At 58.6% G+C, this 18312-nt stretch carries 13 protein-coding genes; 5 read left to right on the top strand and 8 right to left on the bottom strand.

The annotated features are described in order from the left end of the window. The first annotated feature begins 11 nt into the window (after nt 1-11). Nucleotides 12-392, top strand: coding sequence for a diacylglycerol kinase (locus tag AB5Y86_RS04530; RefSeq protein WP_005337641.1), 381 nt, complete (start codon nt 12-14; stop codon nt 390-392). An 81-nt stretch (nt 393-473) separates the two neighbouring features. Here the strand turns inward: AB5Y86_RS04530 and serA are convergent, their stop codons facing one another. The 5 genes from serA to AB5Y86_RS04505 form a co-directional block, all read right to left on the bottom strand. Next, nucleotides 474-1706 (bottom strand): phosphoglycerate dehydrogenase, encoded by a 1233-nt coding sequence (serA, locus tag AB5Y86_RS04525; protein WP_005337639.1) that lies wholly within the window; start codon nt 1704-1706, stop codon nt 474-476. Between the two features lie 325 nt (nt 1707-2031). Continuing rightward, complete coding sequence (rpiA, locus tag AB5Y86_RS04520) at nt 2032-2685, bottom strand: ribose-5-phosphate isomerase RpiA (protein WP_005353106.1); 654 nt, start codon at nt 2683-2685, stop codon at nt 2032-2034. Between the two features lie 161 nt (nt 2686-2846). Next, nucleotides 2847-3443, bottom strand: a complete 597-nt coding sequence (locus AB5Y86_RS04515) for a 5-formyltetrahydrofolate cyclo-ligase (protein ID WP_005337635.1) — start codon at nt 3441-3443, stop codon at nt 2847-2849. Between the two features lie 213 nt (nt 3444-3656). Next, entirely contained in the window at nt 3657-4991 is a 1335-nt protein-coding gene (locus AB5Y86_RS04510; protein ID WP_106844006.1) for a Na+/H+ antiporter NhaC family protein, read from the bottom strand. Between the two features lie 439 nt (nt 4992-5430). Further along, on the bottom strand, nt 5431-6411 hold the full coding sequence (locus AB5Y86_RS04505; protein WP_368192253.1) for an alpha/beta hydrolase: 981 nt from the start codon (nt 6409-6411) through the stop codon (nt 5431-5433). Between the two features lie 273 nt (nt 6412-6684). Here AB5Y86_RS04505 and dapB point away from each other — a divergent pair, with 273 nt between their 5' ends. From dapB to AB5Y86_RS04485, 4 genes are all read left to right on the top strand, one after another. Then, complete coding sequence (gene dapB / locus AB5Y86_RS04500) at nt 6685-7497, top strand: 4-hydroxy-tetrahydrodipicolinate reductase (RefSeq protein WP_005347132.1); 813 nt, start codon at nt 6685-6687, stop codon at nt 7495-7497. Nucleotides 7498-8167: 670 nt separating this feature from the next. Beyond that, the gene (gene carA, locus AB5Y86_RS04495; protein ID WP_005337628.1) at nt 8168-9304 is read left to right on the top strand and encodes a glutamine-hydrolyzing carbamoyl-phosphate synthase small subunit; all 1137 of its coding nucleotides are present in this window, start codon (nt 8168-8170) and stop codon (nt 9302-9304) included. A gap of 20 nt (nt 9305-9324) precedes the next feature. Next, nucleotides 9325-12549 (top strand): carbamoyl-phosphate synthase large subunit, encoded by a 3225-nt coding sequence (gene carB, locus AB5Y86_RS04490; protein WP_005337626.1) that lies wholly within the window; start codon nt 9325-9327, stop codon nt 12547-12549. Between the two features lie 301 nt (nt 12550-12850). Beyond that, nucleotides 12851-14002 carry a DUF1615 domain-containing protein gene (locus AB5Y86_RS04485; protein ID WP_368192252.1) on the top strand — a complete coding sequence of 384 codons (1152 nt, stop codon included), beginning with the start codon at nt 12851-12853 and terminating at the stop codon, nt 14000-14002. Nucleotides 14003-14162: 160 nt separating this feature from the next. On the opposite strand, the gene tyrA is transcribed toward AB5Y86_RS04485, so the two are convergent. From tyrA to glgC, 3 genes are all read right to left on the bottom strand, one after another. Continuing rightward, complete coding sequence (gene tyrA, locus AB5Y86_RS04480) at nt 14163-15290, bottom strand: bifunctional chorismate mutase/prephenate dehydrogenase (RefSeq protein ID WP_158112322.1); 1128 nt, start codon at nt 15288-15290, stop codon at nt 14163-14165. Between the two features lie 136 nt (nt 15291-15426). Continuing rightward, nucleotides 15427-16500, bottom strand: coding sequence for a 3-deoxy-7-phosphoheptulonate synthase (locus AB5Y86_RS04475; RefSeq protein WP_368192251.1), 1074 nt, complete (start codon nt 16498-16500; stop codon nt 15427-15429). Nucleotides 16501-16908: 408 nt separating this feature from the next. After that, complete coding sequence (gene glgC, locus AB5Y86_RS04470) at nt 16909-18210, bottom strand: glucose-1-phosphate adenylyltransferase (protein WP_005334047.1); 1302 nt, start codon at nt 18208-18210, stop codon at nt 16909-16911. Nucleotides 18211-18312: the final 102 nt, after the last annotated feature.

Below are 18312 nucleotides of genomic sequence, written 5' to 3'. Positions count from 1 at the left end.
AGGTAGATAGCGTGGCAAAGCCAGGGGCAACCGGGGTCACCCGCATCATCAACGCAACCGGTTACAGCATGAAGGGGCTCAAGTCAGCCTGGATTAACGAGGCGGCGTTTCGGCAGGAGCTGATGCTGATCCTGTTGCTGATGCCGCTTGCCTTCTGGCTGGGGGATTCTCTCAACCAGATCCTGCTGCTTATCGTCATCAGCTGGCTGGTGGTGATCGTCGAGATCCTCAACTCCGCCATTGAAGCTGTGGTAGACAGGGTTGGCTCCGAGCATCATGAGCTCTCCGGCCGCGCCAAGGATCTGGGCTCTGCCGCCGTCTTTATCGCGTTGGCCCTCAATGCCCTGGTGTGGGGCGCGCTGGTAGGCCGCAACCTGTTGGGATGGTGGTAAGCCACTACGCTGCCTTTAGGTTCTGCTTCATAAAAAAGCCCGTCATCACGACGGGCTTTTTGCTGCGCAGATAAGGGGCTATCAGTGGAGGATGCGGGCACGGATGGTGCCGTTGATCTCCTTGAGCTTCGCGAGCGCCTTCTCGCTGTGTTCGGTCTCCACGTCGATCACCACGTAACCGATATGGCTGCTGGTCTGCAGGTATTGACCGGCGATGTTGATCCCCTCTTCGGCGAAGATCTGGTTGATCTGGTTCATCACGCCCGGCTGGTTGCGGTGAATGTGCAGCAGGCGGCTGGATCCCTTGTGGCCCGGCAGCGACACTTCCGGGAAGTTGACGGCGGAGAGGGTGGAGCCGTTGTCGGAGTATTTGACCAGCTTGTTGGCTACTTCCAGCCCGATGTTCTCCTGCGCCTCATGGGTGGTGCCACCGATGTGCGGGGTCAGGATGACGTTCTCCAGCCCACGCAGCGGGCTTTGGAACTCCTCGTCATTGGACTTGGGCTCGACCGGGAAGACGTCGATGGCGGCACCGGCAATATGGCCGCTCTTGATGACGTCAGCCAGCGCATCGATATCCACCACGGTACCGCGGGCGGCGTTGATGAAGATGGCGCCCGGTTTCATCATCCGCAGCTGCTCGGCACCGATCATGTTCTTGGTGGAGGCTGTCTCCGGCACGTGCAGGCTGATGACGTCAGACATATTGAGCAGCTCGACCATGCTCGGCACCTGAATGGCGTTACCCAGCGAGAGCTTGTTCTCGATATCGTAGTAATAAACCTTCATGCCGATGCTCTCGGCGATGATGCCAAGCTGGGTACCGATGTGGCCGTAGCCGATGATGCCGAGCTTCTTGCCGCGCGCTTCCACCGAGCGGTTGGCCAGTTTTTCCCACACGCCGCGATGGCACTTGGCGTTTTTCTCGGGGATGCCGCGCAGCAGCAGCAGGATCTCGCCCAGTACCAGCTCGGCGACCGAACGGGTGTTGGAGAAGGGGGCGTTGAAGACCGGAATACCGCGGATCTGGGCCGCTTCCAGCTCGACCTGGTTGGTACCGATGCAGAAGCAGCCGATGGCGACCAGCTTGTTGGCGGCGTCGAGGACTTTCTCGGTGATCTGGGTGCGGGAGCGCAGCCCGATGAAATGGACGTCGCGGATCTGCTCGATCAGCTCCTCTTCGGAGAGCGAGGTCTTGAGATACTCCACACTGGTGTAACCTGCGGCACGAAAGGTCTCTACGGTGTTGGGGTGAACCCCCTCCAGCAGCAGAACCTTGATTTTATCCTTGTCCAACGAAAACTTGGCAGTCATGACGATCCCTCTGTATGTGCAAACGTAAGTGCAGATTTGGTGTGCGAAGAAAACCGTAAAGTAGCAAAAACGTTTGGGAGAGGGAATATTTGTGACGAAAGTCAAATTCTTTGAAGTTATCAACGAATGTTGTAAACATCCGTATGCAACTTGTTGAGGGATAAATAAAAACGGCGCCATCAGGCGCCGTCATTTATTCACAGTGCAATGTTTTGGGTCATATCCCATCCCGGGGCTCAATCAACGCCGCTGCTGCGTCAGAGGTTGCAGAGTGGCGCTGGCGAGGGAGGGAGGATGCCGCTGCACTGTGCTACCGGTGTCGGGATTACTGGGTAATCACGCCGTCCGGCGTACCGATCAGGACAACATCGGCGCCGCGCGCGGCGAACAGGCCGTTGGTGACCACACCAACAATGGCGTTCAGTCGTACTTCCAGCGCCTTGGCGTCGGTAATGGCCATGCCTTTCACATCCAGAATGTGGTTGCCGTTGTCGGTGACCACGCCTTCACGCCACACCGGGTTGCCACCCAGTTTGCGAATTTCGCGGGCCACGTATTCGCGGGCCATCGGGATCACTTCCACCGGCAGCGGGAACTGGCCCAGCACGTCGACGGTCTTGGTGTTGTCGATGATGCAGATGAACTTGTCAGCGACGGCGGCAACGATCTTCTCGCGGGTCAGGGCTGCGCCGCCGCCCTTGATCATGTCGCGGGTTGCGTTGATCTCGTCGGCGCCATCCACATAGACGGAGAGGGCGTCGATCTCGTTGAGATCATATACGGTGATGCCGAAGCCCTTGAGGCGCTCGGTAGAGGCCACTGAGCTGGATACCGCCCCCTTGATCTCGTCCTTCATGGTCGCCAGCGCGTCGATAAAGTGGTTGACGGTAGAGCCGGTGCCCACCCCGACGATGGTGCCGGGAACCACATACTTGAGCGCAGCCCAACCGGCCGCCTTCTTCATTTCATCTTGAGTCATGATCGTTCCTTAAGAAAAAAGCGGGCGCATTATATCCAACCCGGTACCCCGTCGCGACCTTGTTGCTCACGTTCCGGGGCAAAAAGAGGGACTTTGTAAATCGTTTGCCTGTTTATTCTGCGTTTGCGCGCACAAAGCAGGGGCTGCCTGCCAAAAACAGCCTATTCGAAGCGCCAGCAGTGGCTTGGGGTGATGATCTGGGGCAGCGGCACATCCCACTCCTCTTGCGGGACTGCATCCACCTGCTGGCAGTCGTGGGCAATGCCGAGCGGCTTGGGCCCCAGCTTGTGCTCATGCCAGATGGCGAGAGTGCGATCGTAGTAGCCGCCCCCCATGCCAAGGCGATTACCCTGGGCATCGAAGGCGACCAGCGGGGTGCAGATAAGATCGAGCGTGCTGTGGGGCACCACCTGCAGGATATCCAGCTCCGGCTCTTCGATGCCGTAGCGGTTGCGTACCATGGGGCTGGTGGCGGTATAGCGCAAAAAGAGCAGGTGACCCGGGGTAAAGGGGTGGAGCACCGGCAGGTAGACCTCTTTGTGCTGGGCCCACAGCCAATGGATGGTGGGCAAGGGATTGATCTCCCCGTCATTGGCCAGATAGAGGGCAATGCGTTTGGCGGCGAGGATCTCGGGGTGTTGCTTGAACTGGGCCAGCAGCTGTTGGGCTGCCGCTTGCTGCTCGGCCGGACTCAGATTTTTGCGGCGTTGACGAACCAGTTGGCGCAGGGATTGACGTTCGGGTTGGGACTCATGCATGGGGAACCTCTGGTATAGCTGCGCATCGATGGCTTGAACGCGCTCTACCTTAGCACATTCACTCTTGACGTTAAGGGGTGACAGGGGAACTCCCGCCCCGGACGGCTGATGCCCGGAACGGTGGGATAAATGCTGGCTGATCAGTTAGTGAGTCAACAAGGGCCAGGGTGTGGCCCCTGTTGACAGCATGTCGGCGCGCCAGACTCTGGTCAGTTACTTGTCAGCCTTGCCGCGCATCTGGTGCTTCACAAACACTGCAATGAGTGCCGCTACCGCGAGTGCCATCGGGTAGAAACTCATGCTCACCACCGCCAACGGCGACAGGGCGAAGATGGATCCCAGTAGCAGCGCCTGTGCGCCCCAGGGGATCAGACCCTGTACCACGCAGGAGAAAATATCGAGCATGGAGGCGGCGCGGCGCGGGGTGACACCGTGGTGTTCGGCCAGATCCCGGGCTACCTTGCTGGCGACGATAATAGCCACCGTATTGTTGGCGGTGCAGAGGTTGGTGAGGCTCACCACCCCGGCGATGCCGAGCTCGGCGGCTTTCTCGTTCTGTTCACCATTGTGCTCGCGAGTGAAACGGGCAATCAGGGCGCTGATGCGCTCACTGATCCAGGCCAGACCACCCTGACGCTCCATCAGGGCGCCGAGGCCGCCGATCAGCATGGAGAGCAGGAAGATCTCCTGCATGCCGGTAAAGCCCTGATAGATATCCTTGCTGAACTGACCGATGGCGTAGCCGTTGATCATGCCTACCACTCCGGCGGCCAGAATGCCGATCCCCAGCACCACAAACACATTCACTCCGGCGAGCGCCAGCCCCAGGATCAGCAGATAAGGCATCACCTTGAACAGCTCGATGGCGCTGCCGCTGGCAGGGGATTCACCCACTGACCCCAGGGTCAGATAGAGCAGGATCACTGCGATGGCGGCAGGGGCGGCAATCTTGAAGTTCTCGCGGAACTTATCCTTCATCTCGCACCCCTGACTGCGGGTGGCCGCTATGGTGGTGTCGGAGATGATGGAGAGGTTATCGCCAAACATGGCGCCGGAGAGAATGGTGCCTGCCATCAGCACCGGATCGATGCCAGCTGCCTGCGCCACGCCCAGCGCCACGGGGGCCACGGCACCTATGGTGCCCATGGAGGTACCCATGGCGGTAGCAATAAAGGCAGAGATGAGGAACAGTCCGGGCAACAGCGCCCAGCCAGGGATGAGCGACAGGCCCAGCGCCACGGTGGCATCAACCCCGCCGGTGGCCTTGGCCACGCTGGCAAAGGCACCCGCCAGCAGATAGATAAGGCACATCGCCATGATATTGCTGTGGCCAACCCCCTTGAAGAAGGTCTCCAGATTGCTGTTGAAGCTCTCTTTGCCAAGCAGCAGGGCGAGCATCACCGCAGGCAGGGCAGCAACCGGAGCGGGCAGCTGATAGAAAGCGAACTCGACCCCCTGCAGGGTCAGCCAGGTACCGGTACCGATAAAGAGTGCGAGAAAAACCAGAAGTGGCAGCAAGGCCCTGGCACTGGGTTGAGTCTGGATCATGTGTTCCTCTGAAATTGAACAATGACCTCCTGTCATGAACTGCTTTGTACCTGTATCGGATAGGGATAGGGGAAAAACAGGGCGGGCATCCTGCCGCATTGGGGTGCCCACAGTAGTGAGTCAACCCCGCAAGGTCAAGATAGCCGTCCAGATGGATAGGTGTTTTTGTTTTATGATTCTGGTGTTATTGAGATATCCAAAGAATATTCGGAAAAAGAAGTTGGTGCTGTTTATTGTTCATTACTGTTCTGGCGCAGTCCGCGGGTATCTGGGGGTATCGCGTGCCTTTAATAAGGAAAGAGGTAAACGATAAGATCTCTGCATGCCATCTTGGGGATTTATCCCGCTGCCAAACGTCAGCCGCACCTCTCTCTATCTCTACGTGAGCATGGTACGGATATTTCCAGAACGCGTGGACACAAGACCTGGGCACAGTAGGTTAGTGTGCCAGTTTCTCCACCGCCTGAACGGCTGTCGCGAGAGCATCCTGTTCCAGCGTCAGCGGAATGTGGCCAATTCCGGGCAGCAGGGTGACAGGCCAGGAGATGCCGAGACGTCTTAACTCAGGTTCAAGTTGATCTGTTTGAAAGGCTTCGTCATTTGCGCCCGCGATCACGGCGCAGGGGCGTTGCACATTGCGTAAATTCTGCTGATAGTCGCGCTCTGGCTGAAAGTTAGAGGCAAGGTTGAAGGAGTAAGAGGGGGTCAGCAGGGATTTCGCCTCATCATTGAGGGCAAAGTTCAGCACGGTCAGATGGTTGAGTGCGGAAATATGGAAACCGTTGAGGATGCTCAGGGCGATGAGGCGAGGCAAGCCGACACGCACCCAGCCACCGCTGTTGGGCCGGTAGTTGGCGGCGGTGGGGCCAAGATAGGGGGAGAGCAGCAGATAGCTCTCGAACAGGGTTTGTCGCGTGCTGCCAGCAACGCGCAGCACAAAACCACCCCCTGACGAGAAGCCGACGAGTGTTGCAGGCTTGCCGGGGGCCACCGACTTGATGAAATCTTCCAGATCGTCTTCAAGCTGGCCAATGTAGGCAATGGTGCCTTTGTCGCCCGATGCGCCATGGCCGCGAATATCGAGGGCGTAGGCGTCGTATCCCGCTTGCGAAAAGGCGCTCGCCATCTTGTGCATGCTCTGACTGCTGGCAGAAGAGCCGTGAACCAGTACCACGCTGCCCTTGACCTTGTTGTTGTTCGTATTCTCCTCTGCGCCATAGTGCCGATAGGCCAAGTTCGTGCCGTCACGCGCCGGGTATCTTGAGAGGGGTGGCATGTTGCTCCAGTCACTCCCCTTGAAAGGGTCGTTGATGCTGGCCATCGCCGGTGCCGGGCTCGGCCCGCCAAACAGCAGAGCCGCGGCCAGCATGACCAGGGGCAGTGATACCAACACCACTGCGAACAGCAATCCTGCGTTCATCCTTGCACCTCGTTTGATATCGACACGGGCGTTGCCCTGATTTTGCTTATGCTGGCATTTCACTCGTTCGAACCTATCAGATGGCACCCGGTCTGCCAAATGATGGAGTGAGACGATGAAAAACGGCCTGTGACCAAAAGGAAGTACCTGGCCAGCCAGCGGGCGCTGCCGTTGGCGAGTGCAGCAAGGAGTGGTGGCATCATGGCTTTTCAAACCCGGCGCGGGCTGGTAAAACGGTCTCTTTCCATAATTAAAAGAGATGAGAGGGTGGAGATGGACAATCCGATCCGTGTGGCCGTGATGGGCTGTAATGGTCGTATGGGCAAGGTGCTGCTGGAGGCCATCACCAACACCGATGGCGTAGTGGTCGGTGCCGCGCTGGAGCGGCCGGGTTCGGCGGTGATCGGCCTTGATGCCGGTGAGCTCAATGGGCTGGGCCATCTGGGTGTGGCCATCAGCGATAGTCTGGACAAGGTGCGCGATGAGTTTGATCTCATCATCGACTTCACCCGCCCCGAGGTGACCCTGGCCAATCTGGCCTTTGCGCTGGCCCACCACAAGCAGATGGTGATCGGCACCACCGGTTTTGACGATGCAGGCAAGGCCGCCCTGAAAGAGGCGGGCAAGCAGATCGGTATCGTGTTCGCCTCCAACTACTCGGTCGGGGTCAACCTGGTGTTCAAGCTGCTGGAGCAGGCCGCCAAGGTGATGGGGGATTACACCGACATCGAGATCATCGAGGGCCACCATCGCCACAAGGTGGATGCGCCATCCGGTACTGCGCTCTCCATGGGGGAAGTGGTCGCCAAAACGCTGGGCCGGGATCTCAAGGAGTGCGCCGTCTATGGTCGCGAGGGGATCACTGGCGAGCGGGATCGCAACACTATCGGCTTTGCCACCATTCGCGCCGGCGATCTGGTGGGGGAGCATACCGTCATGTTTGCCGATATCGGCGAGCGGGTGGAGATCAGCCACAAGGCCTCCAGCCGCCTGACCTTCGCCAACGGTGCTGTGCGGGCGGGCAAGTGGCTTGGTCAGCAGGGGGCCGGTCTTTATGACATGCAGGATGTGCTCAATCTCAAGTGATGCCTCTGAGCGGCACTTTCGTACTACTGCTACCCCAGTGAAAAACCCCGGCTTGCCGGGGTTTTTGCTGTCAGTCAGCCAGATTTTGTGTAAAAAGACACGCTGCCTGCAATTTTTAACTGAACTCCTTATAAATCACACTATTACGTTATCCGCCAGATTTTCCCTTCCTGAATGTCATCACCAGGTAACAGATTTGAGCATCTTTATGGCGGATAAAGCCATTTTTTTACACGGACAGGAAGCGACTAAAAATTCAAACACAGAAAAACGTTTTCCATTTTTCATGTTCACTCTTGTCATCGCAAAAGCGTTAAATTTGTCATTAATGTTTTTTGTGTAAAAATAAACACCATTGTTTTAATTGGTTTTTTTGTTTGTTTTTGTCGTTATTGCTGGCTTGGTGGCATCTTTTGATGGTGGTTTTTCCTTTTCTTTCGCGGGAGGGGGTTGCAAAGCGATTAAGTGCATAGATAATGGGTAATGTTGCTTTTTTATTGAATTTAGATGCGTTTCATCTGAGAAAAGACGTTGAAATGCCACTTTTTTTAAGTAGAATGCGCCCAATTTGCCAGAAATCTGCCGGGTTCGAGTCCTGTCCAAGACCGGAACCGAGCCCGCAACACCCAGGTAAATTGCTGAATTTAAAGCTAAATAACTGGAGGTTGTCTTGAATCACACTGCATTGCTAGTGCTGGAAGATGGAACTGTGTTCAAAGGCGTGTCGATAGGCGCCGAGGGATGTTCCGTTGGTGAAGTGGTTTTCAATACGTCGATGACGGGCTATCAGGAAATCCTCACCGATCCCTCTTATTCCCGTCAGATAGTCACCCTCACTTACCCCCATATAGGCAACACCGGCACCAACAGCGAAGATGAAGAGTCCAGTCAGATCCATGCTCAGGGATTGATCATCCGGGACCTTCCGATACTTGCCTCCAATTTCCGCAATCAGCAATCCCTCTCCGAATACCTCAAGTCTCACAACATCGTTGGCATCGCCGACATCGACACCCGTAAACTGACCCGCATCCTGCGCGAGAAAGGCGCTCAGGCTGGCTGCATTCTGGCCGGGAAACAGGTCGATGAAGCCTATGCTCTCGAACAGGCCCGCGCCTTCCCCGGTCTGAAGGGGATGGACTTGGCCAAAGAGGTGACGGTTGGTGAGGCGTACAACTGGACCGAAGGGAGCTGGCAGCTTGGCAAGGGGCACGTCACCCCGGATGCCGACCAGCTGAAATACCACGTGGTGGCCTATGACTTTGGCGTCAAGCGCAACATCCTGCGGATGCTGGTTGACCGTGGCTGCCGCCTGACCGTGGTACCGGCCAAGACTCCGGCCGCCGAGGTACTGGCAATGAACCCGGATGGCATCTTCCTCTCCAACGGCCCCGGCGACCCCGAGCCGTGCGACTACGCCATCGAGGCCATCAAGGCTTTCCTTAATACCAACACGCCGGTATTCGGCATCTGTCTGGGTCACCAGCTGCTGGGTCTGGCCTCCGGTGCCAAGACCGTCAAGATGAAGTTTGGCCACCACGGCGCCAACCATCCGGTGAAGAGCCTCGATGACAACACCGTCATGATCACCGCTCAGAACCACGGCTTTGCGGTAGACGAGAACAGCCTGCCGGATTGCCTGCGCGCCACCCACGTCTCCCTGTTCGATGGTTCCCTGCAAGGTATCCATCGCACCGACCGTCCGGCCTTCAGCTTCCAGGGGCACCCCGAAGCGAGCCCGGGCCCGCACGACTGTGCCGGTCTCTTTGACCACTTTATTGAATTGATTAAGCAGTATCGCGCCTAAGAAATAGAGGAAAGAGTTTCATGCCAAAACGTAATGACCTTCAGAGCATCCTGATCCTCGGCGCCGGCCCCATCGTCATCGGCCAAGCCTGCGAATTTGACTACTCCGGCGCCCAGGCGTGCAAAGCCCTGCGCGAGGAGGGCTACCGCGTCATTCTGGTCAACTCCAACCCGGCCACCATCATGACCGACCCGGAGATGGCAGACGCCACCTACATCGAGCCCATCACCTGGGAAGTAGTGCGCGAAATCATCAAGAAAGAGCGCCCGGACGCCATCCTGCCCACCATGGGCGGCCAGACTGCGCTTAACTGCGCACTGGCGCTGGAGAAGCATGGCGTGCTGGCCGAATTCGGTGTCGAGATGATCGGTGCCACCGCCGACGCCATCGACAAGGCCGAAGACCGCTCCCGCTTTGACAAGGCGATGCGCAGCATTGGCCTCGAGTGCCCGCGTGCCGGCATCGCCCACAACATGGAAGAGGCGTGGGGCGTGCAGCAGATGGTCGGTTTCCCCTGCATCATCCGTCCCTCCTTTACCATGGGTGGCTCGGGTGGCGGCATCGCCTACAACACCGAAGAGTTCGTCGAGATCTGCGAGCGCGGTCTGGATCTCTCCCCGACCAAAGAACTGCTCATCGACGAGTCGCTGATCGGCTGGAAAGAGTACGAGATGGAAGTGGTGCGGGATCGCAACGACAACTGCATCATCGTCTGCGCCATCGAAAACTTCGACCCCATGGGTATCCACACCGGTGACTCCATCACGGTCGCGCCAGCCCAGACGCTGACCGACAAGGAGTACCAGCTGATGCGCAACGCCTCCATGGCGGTGCTGCGCGAAATCGGTGTCGAGACCGGCGGCTCCAACGTCCAGTTCGGTATCAACCCGAAAGATGGCCGCATGGTCATCATCGAGATGAACCCGCGGGTGTCGCGTTCCTCCGCGCTGGCTTCCAAGGCGACCGGTTTCCCCATCGCCAAGATCGCCGCCAAGCTCGCCATCGGTTACACCCTCGACGAGCTGATGAACGATATCACCGGCGGTCGTACTCCGGCCTCCTTCGAGCCGGCCATCGACTACGTGGTCACCAAGGTACCGCGCTTCAACTTTGAAAAATTCGCCGGTGCCAACGACCGTCTGACGACCCAGATGAAGTCGGTCGGTGAAGTGATGGCCATCGGCCGCAACTTCCAGGAGTCCCTGCACAAGGCGCTGCGCAGCCTCGAAACTGGCAAAACTGGCTTCGACCCCATGGTTGACCTCAATGCCCCGGACTCCCTGACCCGCATCCGTCACGAGCTGCAGGATGCAGGTAGCGACCGTATCTTCTACATCGCCGATGCATTCCGCGCCGGTCTCTCCATGGATGGCATCTTCAAGCTGACCAAGATTGACCCCTGGTTCCTGGTACAGATTGAAGACCTGGTGAAACTGGAAGAAGAGGTGAAAGAGCGCGGCATGGCCGGTCTCGATGCCGACTTCCTGCGTGCCCTCAAGCGCAAAGGCTTTGCCGATGCCCGTCTGGCCAAGATCCTCGGTGTGGCCGAAGGGGAAGTGCGCAAACTGCGCGCCCGCCACAACATCTTCCCGGTCTACAAGCGGGTCGATACCTGCGCCGCCGAGTTCGCCACCAACACCGCCTACATGTACTCCAGCTATGACGAGGAGTGCGAAGCGGCCCCGAGCAACCGCGACAAGATCATGATCATCGGCGGCGGCCCGAACCGTATCGGTCAGGGTATCGAGTTCGACTACTGCTGCGTGCACGCGGCGCTGGCCCTGCGCGAAGACGGTTACGAGACCATCATGGTCAACTGCAACCCGGAGACCGTCTCTACCGATTACGACACCTCGGATCGTCTCTACTTCGAGCCGGTGACCCTGGAAGATGTGCTGGAAATCGTGCGCATCGAAAAACCCAAGGGCGTCATCGTTCAGTACGGTGGCCAGACCCCGCTGAAACTGGCCCGAGCACTGGAAGCCAACGGTGTGCCGATCATCGGTACCAGCCCGGATGCCATCGACCGCGCCGAAGACCGCGAGCGCTTCCAGTCTGCCGTCGAGCGCCTCGGCCTCAAGCAGCCGGAAAACGGCACCGTCACCGCGCTGGAGCAGGCCGTGCTGCTGGCCGAGCGCATTACCTACCCGCTGGTGGTTCGCCCCTCCTACGTGCTGGGTGGCCGCGCCATGGAAATCGTCTATGACGAGCAGGATCTGCGTCGCTACTTCGCCGAGGCGGTGAGCGTCTCCAACGAATCGCCGGTACTGCTGGACCGCTTCCTGGACGATGCGACCGAGCTGGACGTGGATGCTATCTGCGACGGCACCGATGTGGTCATCGGCGGCATCATGGAGCACATCGAGCAGGCCGGTATCCACTCCGGTGACTCCGGTTGCTCCCTGCCTCCCTATACCTTGTCCAAGAAAATTCAGGACGAGATCCGCGAGCAGGTGCGCAAGCTGGCGCTGGAGCTCGGCGTTATCGGCCTGATGAACGTGCAGTTCGCGGTCAAGGGCGATGACATCTACCTCATCGAGGTGAACCCGCGTGCCGCCCGTACCGTGCCGTTTGTCTCCAAGGCGACCGGCGCCCCGCTGGCCAAGATTGCCGCCCGTGTGATGGCCGGTCAGTCGCTGCAAGAGCAGGGCTTCACCAAAGAGATCATCCCACCCTACTACTCGGTGAAAGAGGTGGTACTGCCGTTCGCCAAGTTCCCGGGAGTTGACCCGCTGCTGGGGCCAGAGATGCGCTCTACCGGTGAGGTGATGGGGGTGGGCAGCAGCTTCGCCGAGGCCTATGCCAAGGCGCAGCTGGGGGCCAACCACGCCGTACCGAAAGAGGGGCGTGCCCTGCTGTCTGTTCGTCACAGTGACAAGGCGCAGGTAGTCGACTTGGCCGCCAAGCTGCTGGAGCTGGGCTACGAGCTCGACGCCACTCACGGCACCGCGGTCGCGCTGGGCGAGGCGAGCATCAACCCGCGTCTGGTCAACAAGGTGCACGAAGGTCGCCCGCACATTCTGGATCGCATCAAGAATGGCGAGTACACCTACATCGTCAACACCGCCGAAGGGCGGGTGGCGATCCAGGACTCCAAGCAGCTGCGTCGCGCCGCCTTGCAGAACAAAGTGGCGTATACCACCACCATGAATGAGGCATTTGCCACCTGCATGGCCATCAGTGTGGATGCCACCGCCAACGTCAACTCGGTGCAGGAGTTGCACCAGAAGGTGAAAAACCGCTAAGAGTTTCCAGCGGGCATCAGCCCGACTTGCCAGACGACCAACCCCCGCCAGCGATGGCGGGGGTTTCTTTTTATCAGGCGCTCACCGTACGGCTCGGGGCGGGTGAGCCATTGAGGAAGGTCATGAGTTCCGCATCGCAGACAACGGATGGCGCGTGGGGTGGTAAAAGCTGGCAAGGGGAGGGGATGCTGCGAGCGCGGGTTTCAACTGCGGCAGGCAATCCTCTACAATGGCCCCACTTTGCTTGTCAGAGCAGTGCCAGCGGCGCTGCCTGTAGGGCCTACAAAAAATGGACATGCTTATGACCGCTTTGCCTTCCTGTCGTCTTCTTGCCTTCTGCTCTGCCTTGTTGCTGGCCGGTTGTGCCAGTGATCCCGCCTCCGCGCCTGCCAAAGAAGCGAGCGTGAGCAACCCCAAAACGCCCCCTGCCATGCAGCCGCGCAAACCGGCGGATATGAAGAGCCGCATCGTGCGCTTCTTGCCCCGTCAGGTGTCGGACAAACAGGGGTGGGCCAACGACGTGGTGACGGCGCTCACCACCCAGGGGGTGACGGTCAATGAGCACAATGTCTGTAGCGTGCTGGCGGTGGCGGAGCAGGAAGCCACTTATCAGGCCGACCCCGTGGTGCCGGGCCTTGGCAAGATCGCCTGGAAAGAGATCAACTCACGGGCAGCCAAGCTGCTGATCCCCGAATTTATGGTGCGGGCCGCGCTCTCCATCAACTCGCCCACCGGCAAGAGCTATGCCGAGCGGATCGACAAGTTGCGAACCGAGCGGGAGATGAGTGAAATCTTCGAAGATATGATCAGCATGCTGCCGATGGGCAAGACGCTGTTTGGCAACCTCAACCCGGTGCATACCGGTGGCCCGATGCAGGTGAGCATCGCCTTTGCCGAGGCGAACGCCCGTGGCTACCCCTATCCAATCAAGGATTCCATCCGCCACGAAGTTTTTACCCGTCGCGGCGGCATCTGGTTTGGCACCAAACATATCTTCGGTTATCCCGTCGACTACCCGGATACCCTCTACCGCTTTGCCGATTTCAACGCCGGCTGGTACGCCAGTCGCAATGCCGCTTTTCAAGCTGCCGTCAGCCGTTTGAGTGGCAAAACTCTGGCGCTGGACGGGGATCTGATCCGCTATGACTCGGATCTGCCGGGCAACACCGAGCTGGCCGTCTACACCCTCGCCAACCGGGTCAATATGAGCAAACAGGCGATCCACCAGAGCCTTCGCAAAGGGGATACCGCCGAATTTGCCGAGACCGATCTCTACCATCGCATCTTTACCCTGGCCGACAAGCAAGCTGGCAAGCGACTGCCCCGCGCCATCCTGCCCGGCATTCAGCTAAAGAGCCCGAAAATTACCCGCAACCTTACCACCGCCTGGTTTGCCAAGCGGGTGGATGACAGAGAGCAGCGATGTGTGCGGCAGATGGCGACGATTAGGTAGGACTGGGTTTGCTGCGAGACTAGTTGCAAAGCGGGTTGCCATTGTTAATGGCAACCCGCACGCTTAATCGCCCCTTCCAATGGAGATCTTTGGCTCGCAGCCAGTTATGAACGGTGGCGGCTCCTTCCGAGTGGCATGAGTTGTTACTACTTTTGCGGGATCAGCCGTGTTGGCGGCGGTCGTTGGCTTGGGCCAGTAGCATGCGGCTTTCACGCAGGAACTGGTCGGCGTGTTCGCCGAAGAAACCGGAGACTTGCGAGAAGGCCTCGATGAAACCGTCCCTGTCCCCCCGCTCCAGCAGCCCCAGCGCTTCACCGAAGTTCTGGTAGTAGCGACGGATCATCGCCAGATTCTGCGGTGACGACAAAATGATGTCGGCATAGAGGTGGGGATCCTGAGCGAACAGCCGCCCCACCATGGCGAGCTCCAGCCGGTAGATGGGGGAGCTCAAACTCAGCAGGCGATCCAGATTGGCCTGCTCCCGGGAGAGGTGCCAGCCATAGGCAAAGGTGGCGAAGTGACGCAGTGCCTGAATGAGGGTCATCGCCTCATCGTGGGCCTTGGCTTCCACCTGTTGCAAGCGGGCGCCCCAGATGGTCATCTGATCCAGCAGCCATTGGCTGGCGGCGGGGTCACGACCCTGGCAGCAGACGATCACCTGCTTGGCGAGACTCGCCACATCCGGTCCGAACATGGGGTGCAGTCCCAGTACCGGCCCTTGGTGCACCGCCAGCATATGCTCGAGCGGTGCCGCTTTCACGCTGGTGACATCCACCAGCAGGCAGTGGGCGGGCAGGTTGCCAAGGCGATCGATGATCTGGCAGGTGATATCGATGGGCACCGCCACCATCACCAGACCTGCTCCGGCGAGGATCTCGTCAGCGCGCGGCCAATCGGCTTGCTCCAGCGTCTCGACCCGATAGCCGGAGAGGCTGAACATGTGGCCAAACAAGCGGCCAAGCTGGCCTTGACCGCCGATGATGACCACCTTGCCAAGGTCCGGCTTTATGCACTTGAAGCCGGTGTCTTTCTCGCTGGCATAAGATTCACGCATCACCCGGCGCAGCACGTCTTCGATGAGATCGCCGGGCACTCCCAACTGCTCAGCCTCGGCGCGGCGGCGGGCCAGCATGCTCGCTTCCCGATCCGGTGCATAGATGGGCAGGCCGTGGCGGCTCTTTACCTCACCCACTTCTCCCACCAGGGCCAGACGGGCGGCAAGCAGATCGATTAGCTGCTTGTCCACCGCATCTATCTTGTCCCTGAGTACATTCAACTCTTCAGCCATATCCAGTCCCTGCTGGCGCCGCGAGCGGCGGCGCCCTGAAATTCAAGATGCAAGTAAGGTATCACGGCGTGAGCGGCTTGATGCCACCAGCGGTGATACCTCGATTGTTCAATAGGTTACGACAAGATACCACGGCTTACCGCGCGGTTCTGCCCTTGAGAGGGTCAGCCAGCTGGCTGTGGCAGCGGGCCAGCAGGGTGGCGGTGGTGTCCCAGTCGATGCAGGCATCAGTGATGGAGACCCCGTAGCGCATCAGCTCCTTGGGCTGCTCGCTGGACTGGTTGCCCTCGAACAGGTTGGATTCGAGCATCACCCCGATGATGGAGCGGTTGCCCTCCTGGATCTGGTGGATGACGTTGTCGGCCACCTTGGGCTGCAAACGGTGATTCTTGCTGGAGTTGCCGTGGCTGCAATCCACCACAAGGCTCGGCAGCAGGCCCGCTTTCTCCAGCGCCTCTTCCGCCAGCGACACGTTGACCGAGTCATAGTTGGGATGTTTGCCGCCGCGCAGGATCACGTGGCCATCCGGGTTGCCCTGGGTCTGCAGCAGCGCAACCTGGCCCTGCTGGTTGATCCCCATAAAGGCGTGAGGGGAGGAGGCCGCCTGCAGCGCATTGATGGCGGTCCCCAGGTTGCCGTCGGTGCCGTTCTTGAAGCCGACCGGCATGGAAAGGCCGGACGCCATCTCCCTGTGGGTCTGGGATTCGGTGGTGCGGGCGCCGATGGCTGACCAGGAGAAGAGCTCGGCCAGATATTGCGGGCTGATGGGGTCGAGCGCTTCGGTGGCCAGCGGCAACTCCAGCTCCGCCAGCCAGCAGAGCAGCTCGCGGGCACGGTGCAGCCCCAGCTCCACATCGAAGGTGCCATCCAGATTGGGGTCGTTGATAAAGCCTTTCCAGCCGACCGTGGTGCGCGGCTTCTCAAAGTAGACCCGCATGACAATGTAGAGAGAGTCCTGATAGGCATCATGCAGCGCTTTGAGTCTGGTTGCGTACTCTTTGGCGGCGTCCATGTCGTGGATGGAGCAGGGACCACAGATCACCAGCAGCCGGTGATCGCGGCGGTGAATGATATCGGCGATGGTATTGCGGGCCCCTTGCACGAATGCCAGCGCCTTGTCGGAGATGGGTAACTTCTCCTTGAGCTGGGCAGGCGTGATCATCACTTGTTCGGACTGGATATGGATGTTGTTCAGGGGGTCTCTTTGCATGATTTCATTCTCTCTACTGTATTAAGCCAAAAGCGGTTGTACCTATATATTTACACCGGTACCTGCTTTGTTACGCAACCGCCATCACCTTACCAAGGAAAAACAAACAATCAAGTGAAACTAGTGGGTTTACCGCTAAAAAGTCAGATAAAGGAGCTGCTATATAGCGCGAACAGGAATAATACAGAGGTTTTTTCGGAGGGTTAATGGTTTTTGTGTAATTTAATGTTTACGCTCAGGGGCGTGAAGGCTGCGTTGCCCAGCTGTTAACCCACAGTAAATGGTATCTCTGGGAGACTGCAACGCGATGGCAATGATGGTGTGAGGTGGCTATCTGGTCAGCCATAGAAAGAGGGAGCCATGATGGCTCCCTTTGCGGTAGGAAGGGGGATCCCGTCTGGCTGCGGATCAGCGCTTTTGTTTTCCCTGCAGCTCTTTGTTCAGGCGAGTGAGCATCCCCTGGGTGACCAGCACTATGCCCTGCTCGGAGCGGTGGAAGCGACGTGCATCTTCATCGGCGTTTTCACCGATCACCGTGCCTTCCGGCAGTTTGCACCCCTTGTCGATCACCACCCGGCGCAGTCGGCAACCGGCACCAATCTCCACACCCGGGAAGATAACGGCCTGATCCAGGGTGCAGAAGGAGTCGACCCGCACATTGGTAAAGAGCACCGAACTCAGGATGAAAGAGCCACTGACGATGGTGCCCCCGGCAAACATGGAGTTGATGGTCATGCCGTGCTGGCCGTTTCGGTCCTGCACGAACTTGGCGGGAGGAGTCATGTTCTGACTGGTCCAGATGGGCCAGTCCTGATCGTAGATATCCAGCTCAGGCGTGACGGAAGCGAGATCCATATTGGCCTCCCAGAAGGAGTCCACAGTGCCCACATCGCGCCAGTAGGGACGGCGATCCGGACAGCAGCCGACACAGGACATGCCAAACGGGTGAGCGAATGCGGTGCCCTCTTTCACCACGCGGGGGATCACGTCCATGCCGAAATCGTGATGGGACTGCTCGTTGGCAATGTCCTCTTCCAGCAACTGATAGAGATACTCGGCATCGAAGATATAGACGCCCATGGAGGCCAGCGCGGTGTCGGCCTTGCCCGGCATGGCGGGCGGGTTAGCAGGCTTTTCGACGAAGGCATTGATCTTGCGATCATCATCCACCGCCATTACCCCGAAGGCGCTTGCTTCACTGCGTGGCACCTCGATGCAGGCAACGGTCACCTTGGCACCCATATTGACGTGGTCGAGCAGCATGGCGGCGTAATCCATCTTGTAGATGTGATCGCCTGCCAGCACCACCACATATTTGGGGGCGTGATCGCGGATGATATCCAGATTCTGGTAGACCGCATCGGCGGTACCCCGATACCAGTTCACCTCATCCACCCGCTGCTGGGCAGGGAGCAGATCGATAAACTCGTTCATCTGGTAGCGCAGGAAAGACCAGCCCGATTGGAGATGGCGCAACAGGCTGTGGGATTTGTACTGGGTCACGACACCGACCCGACGAATGCCGGAGTTGATGCAGTTGGAGAGCACGAAATCGATGATGCGGAATTTTCCGCCGAAATGAACGGCAGGTTTTGCACGGTTGTCGGTTAACTGTTTGAGGCGACTACCCCGCCCTCCTGCGAGTACCAAAGCCATGGTCTCGTTCAGCAACTGTCTGGATTTTGCTGTATTGGCAGGTTGTAACAACATCTCATATCCCTTTGTAGATAAATCACTACAATGTTGCCTCCTTTGAGCCCTCAAGAAAGTGCTTTCAGTCACATTTTATGGTTTACGACGTAATAAAATGAC

This window comes from Aeromonas sp. s8, assembly GCF_040907785.1.
GTDB classification, from domain to species: Bacteria; Pseudomonadota; Gammaproteobacteria; order Enterobacterales; family Aeromonadaceae; genus Aeromonas; species Aeromonas veronii.
The sequence above is the reverse complement of the archived record's forward strand: the minus strand, read 5'-3'. Positions and strand labels throughout refer to the sequence as shown.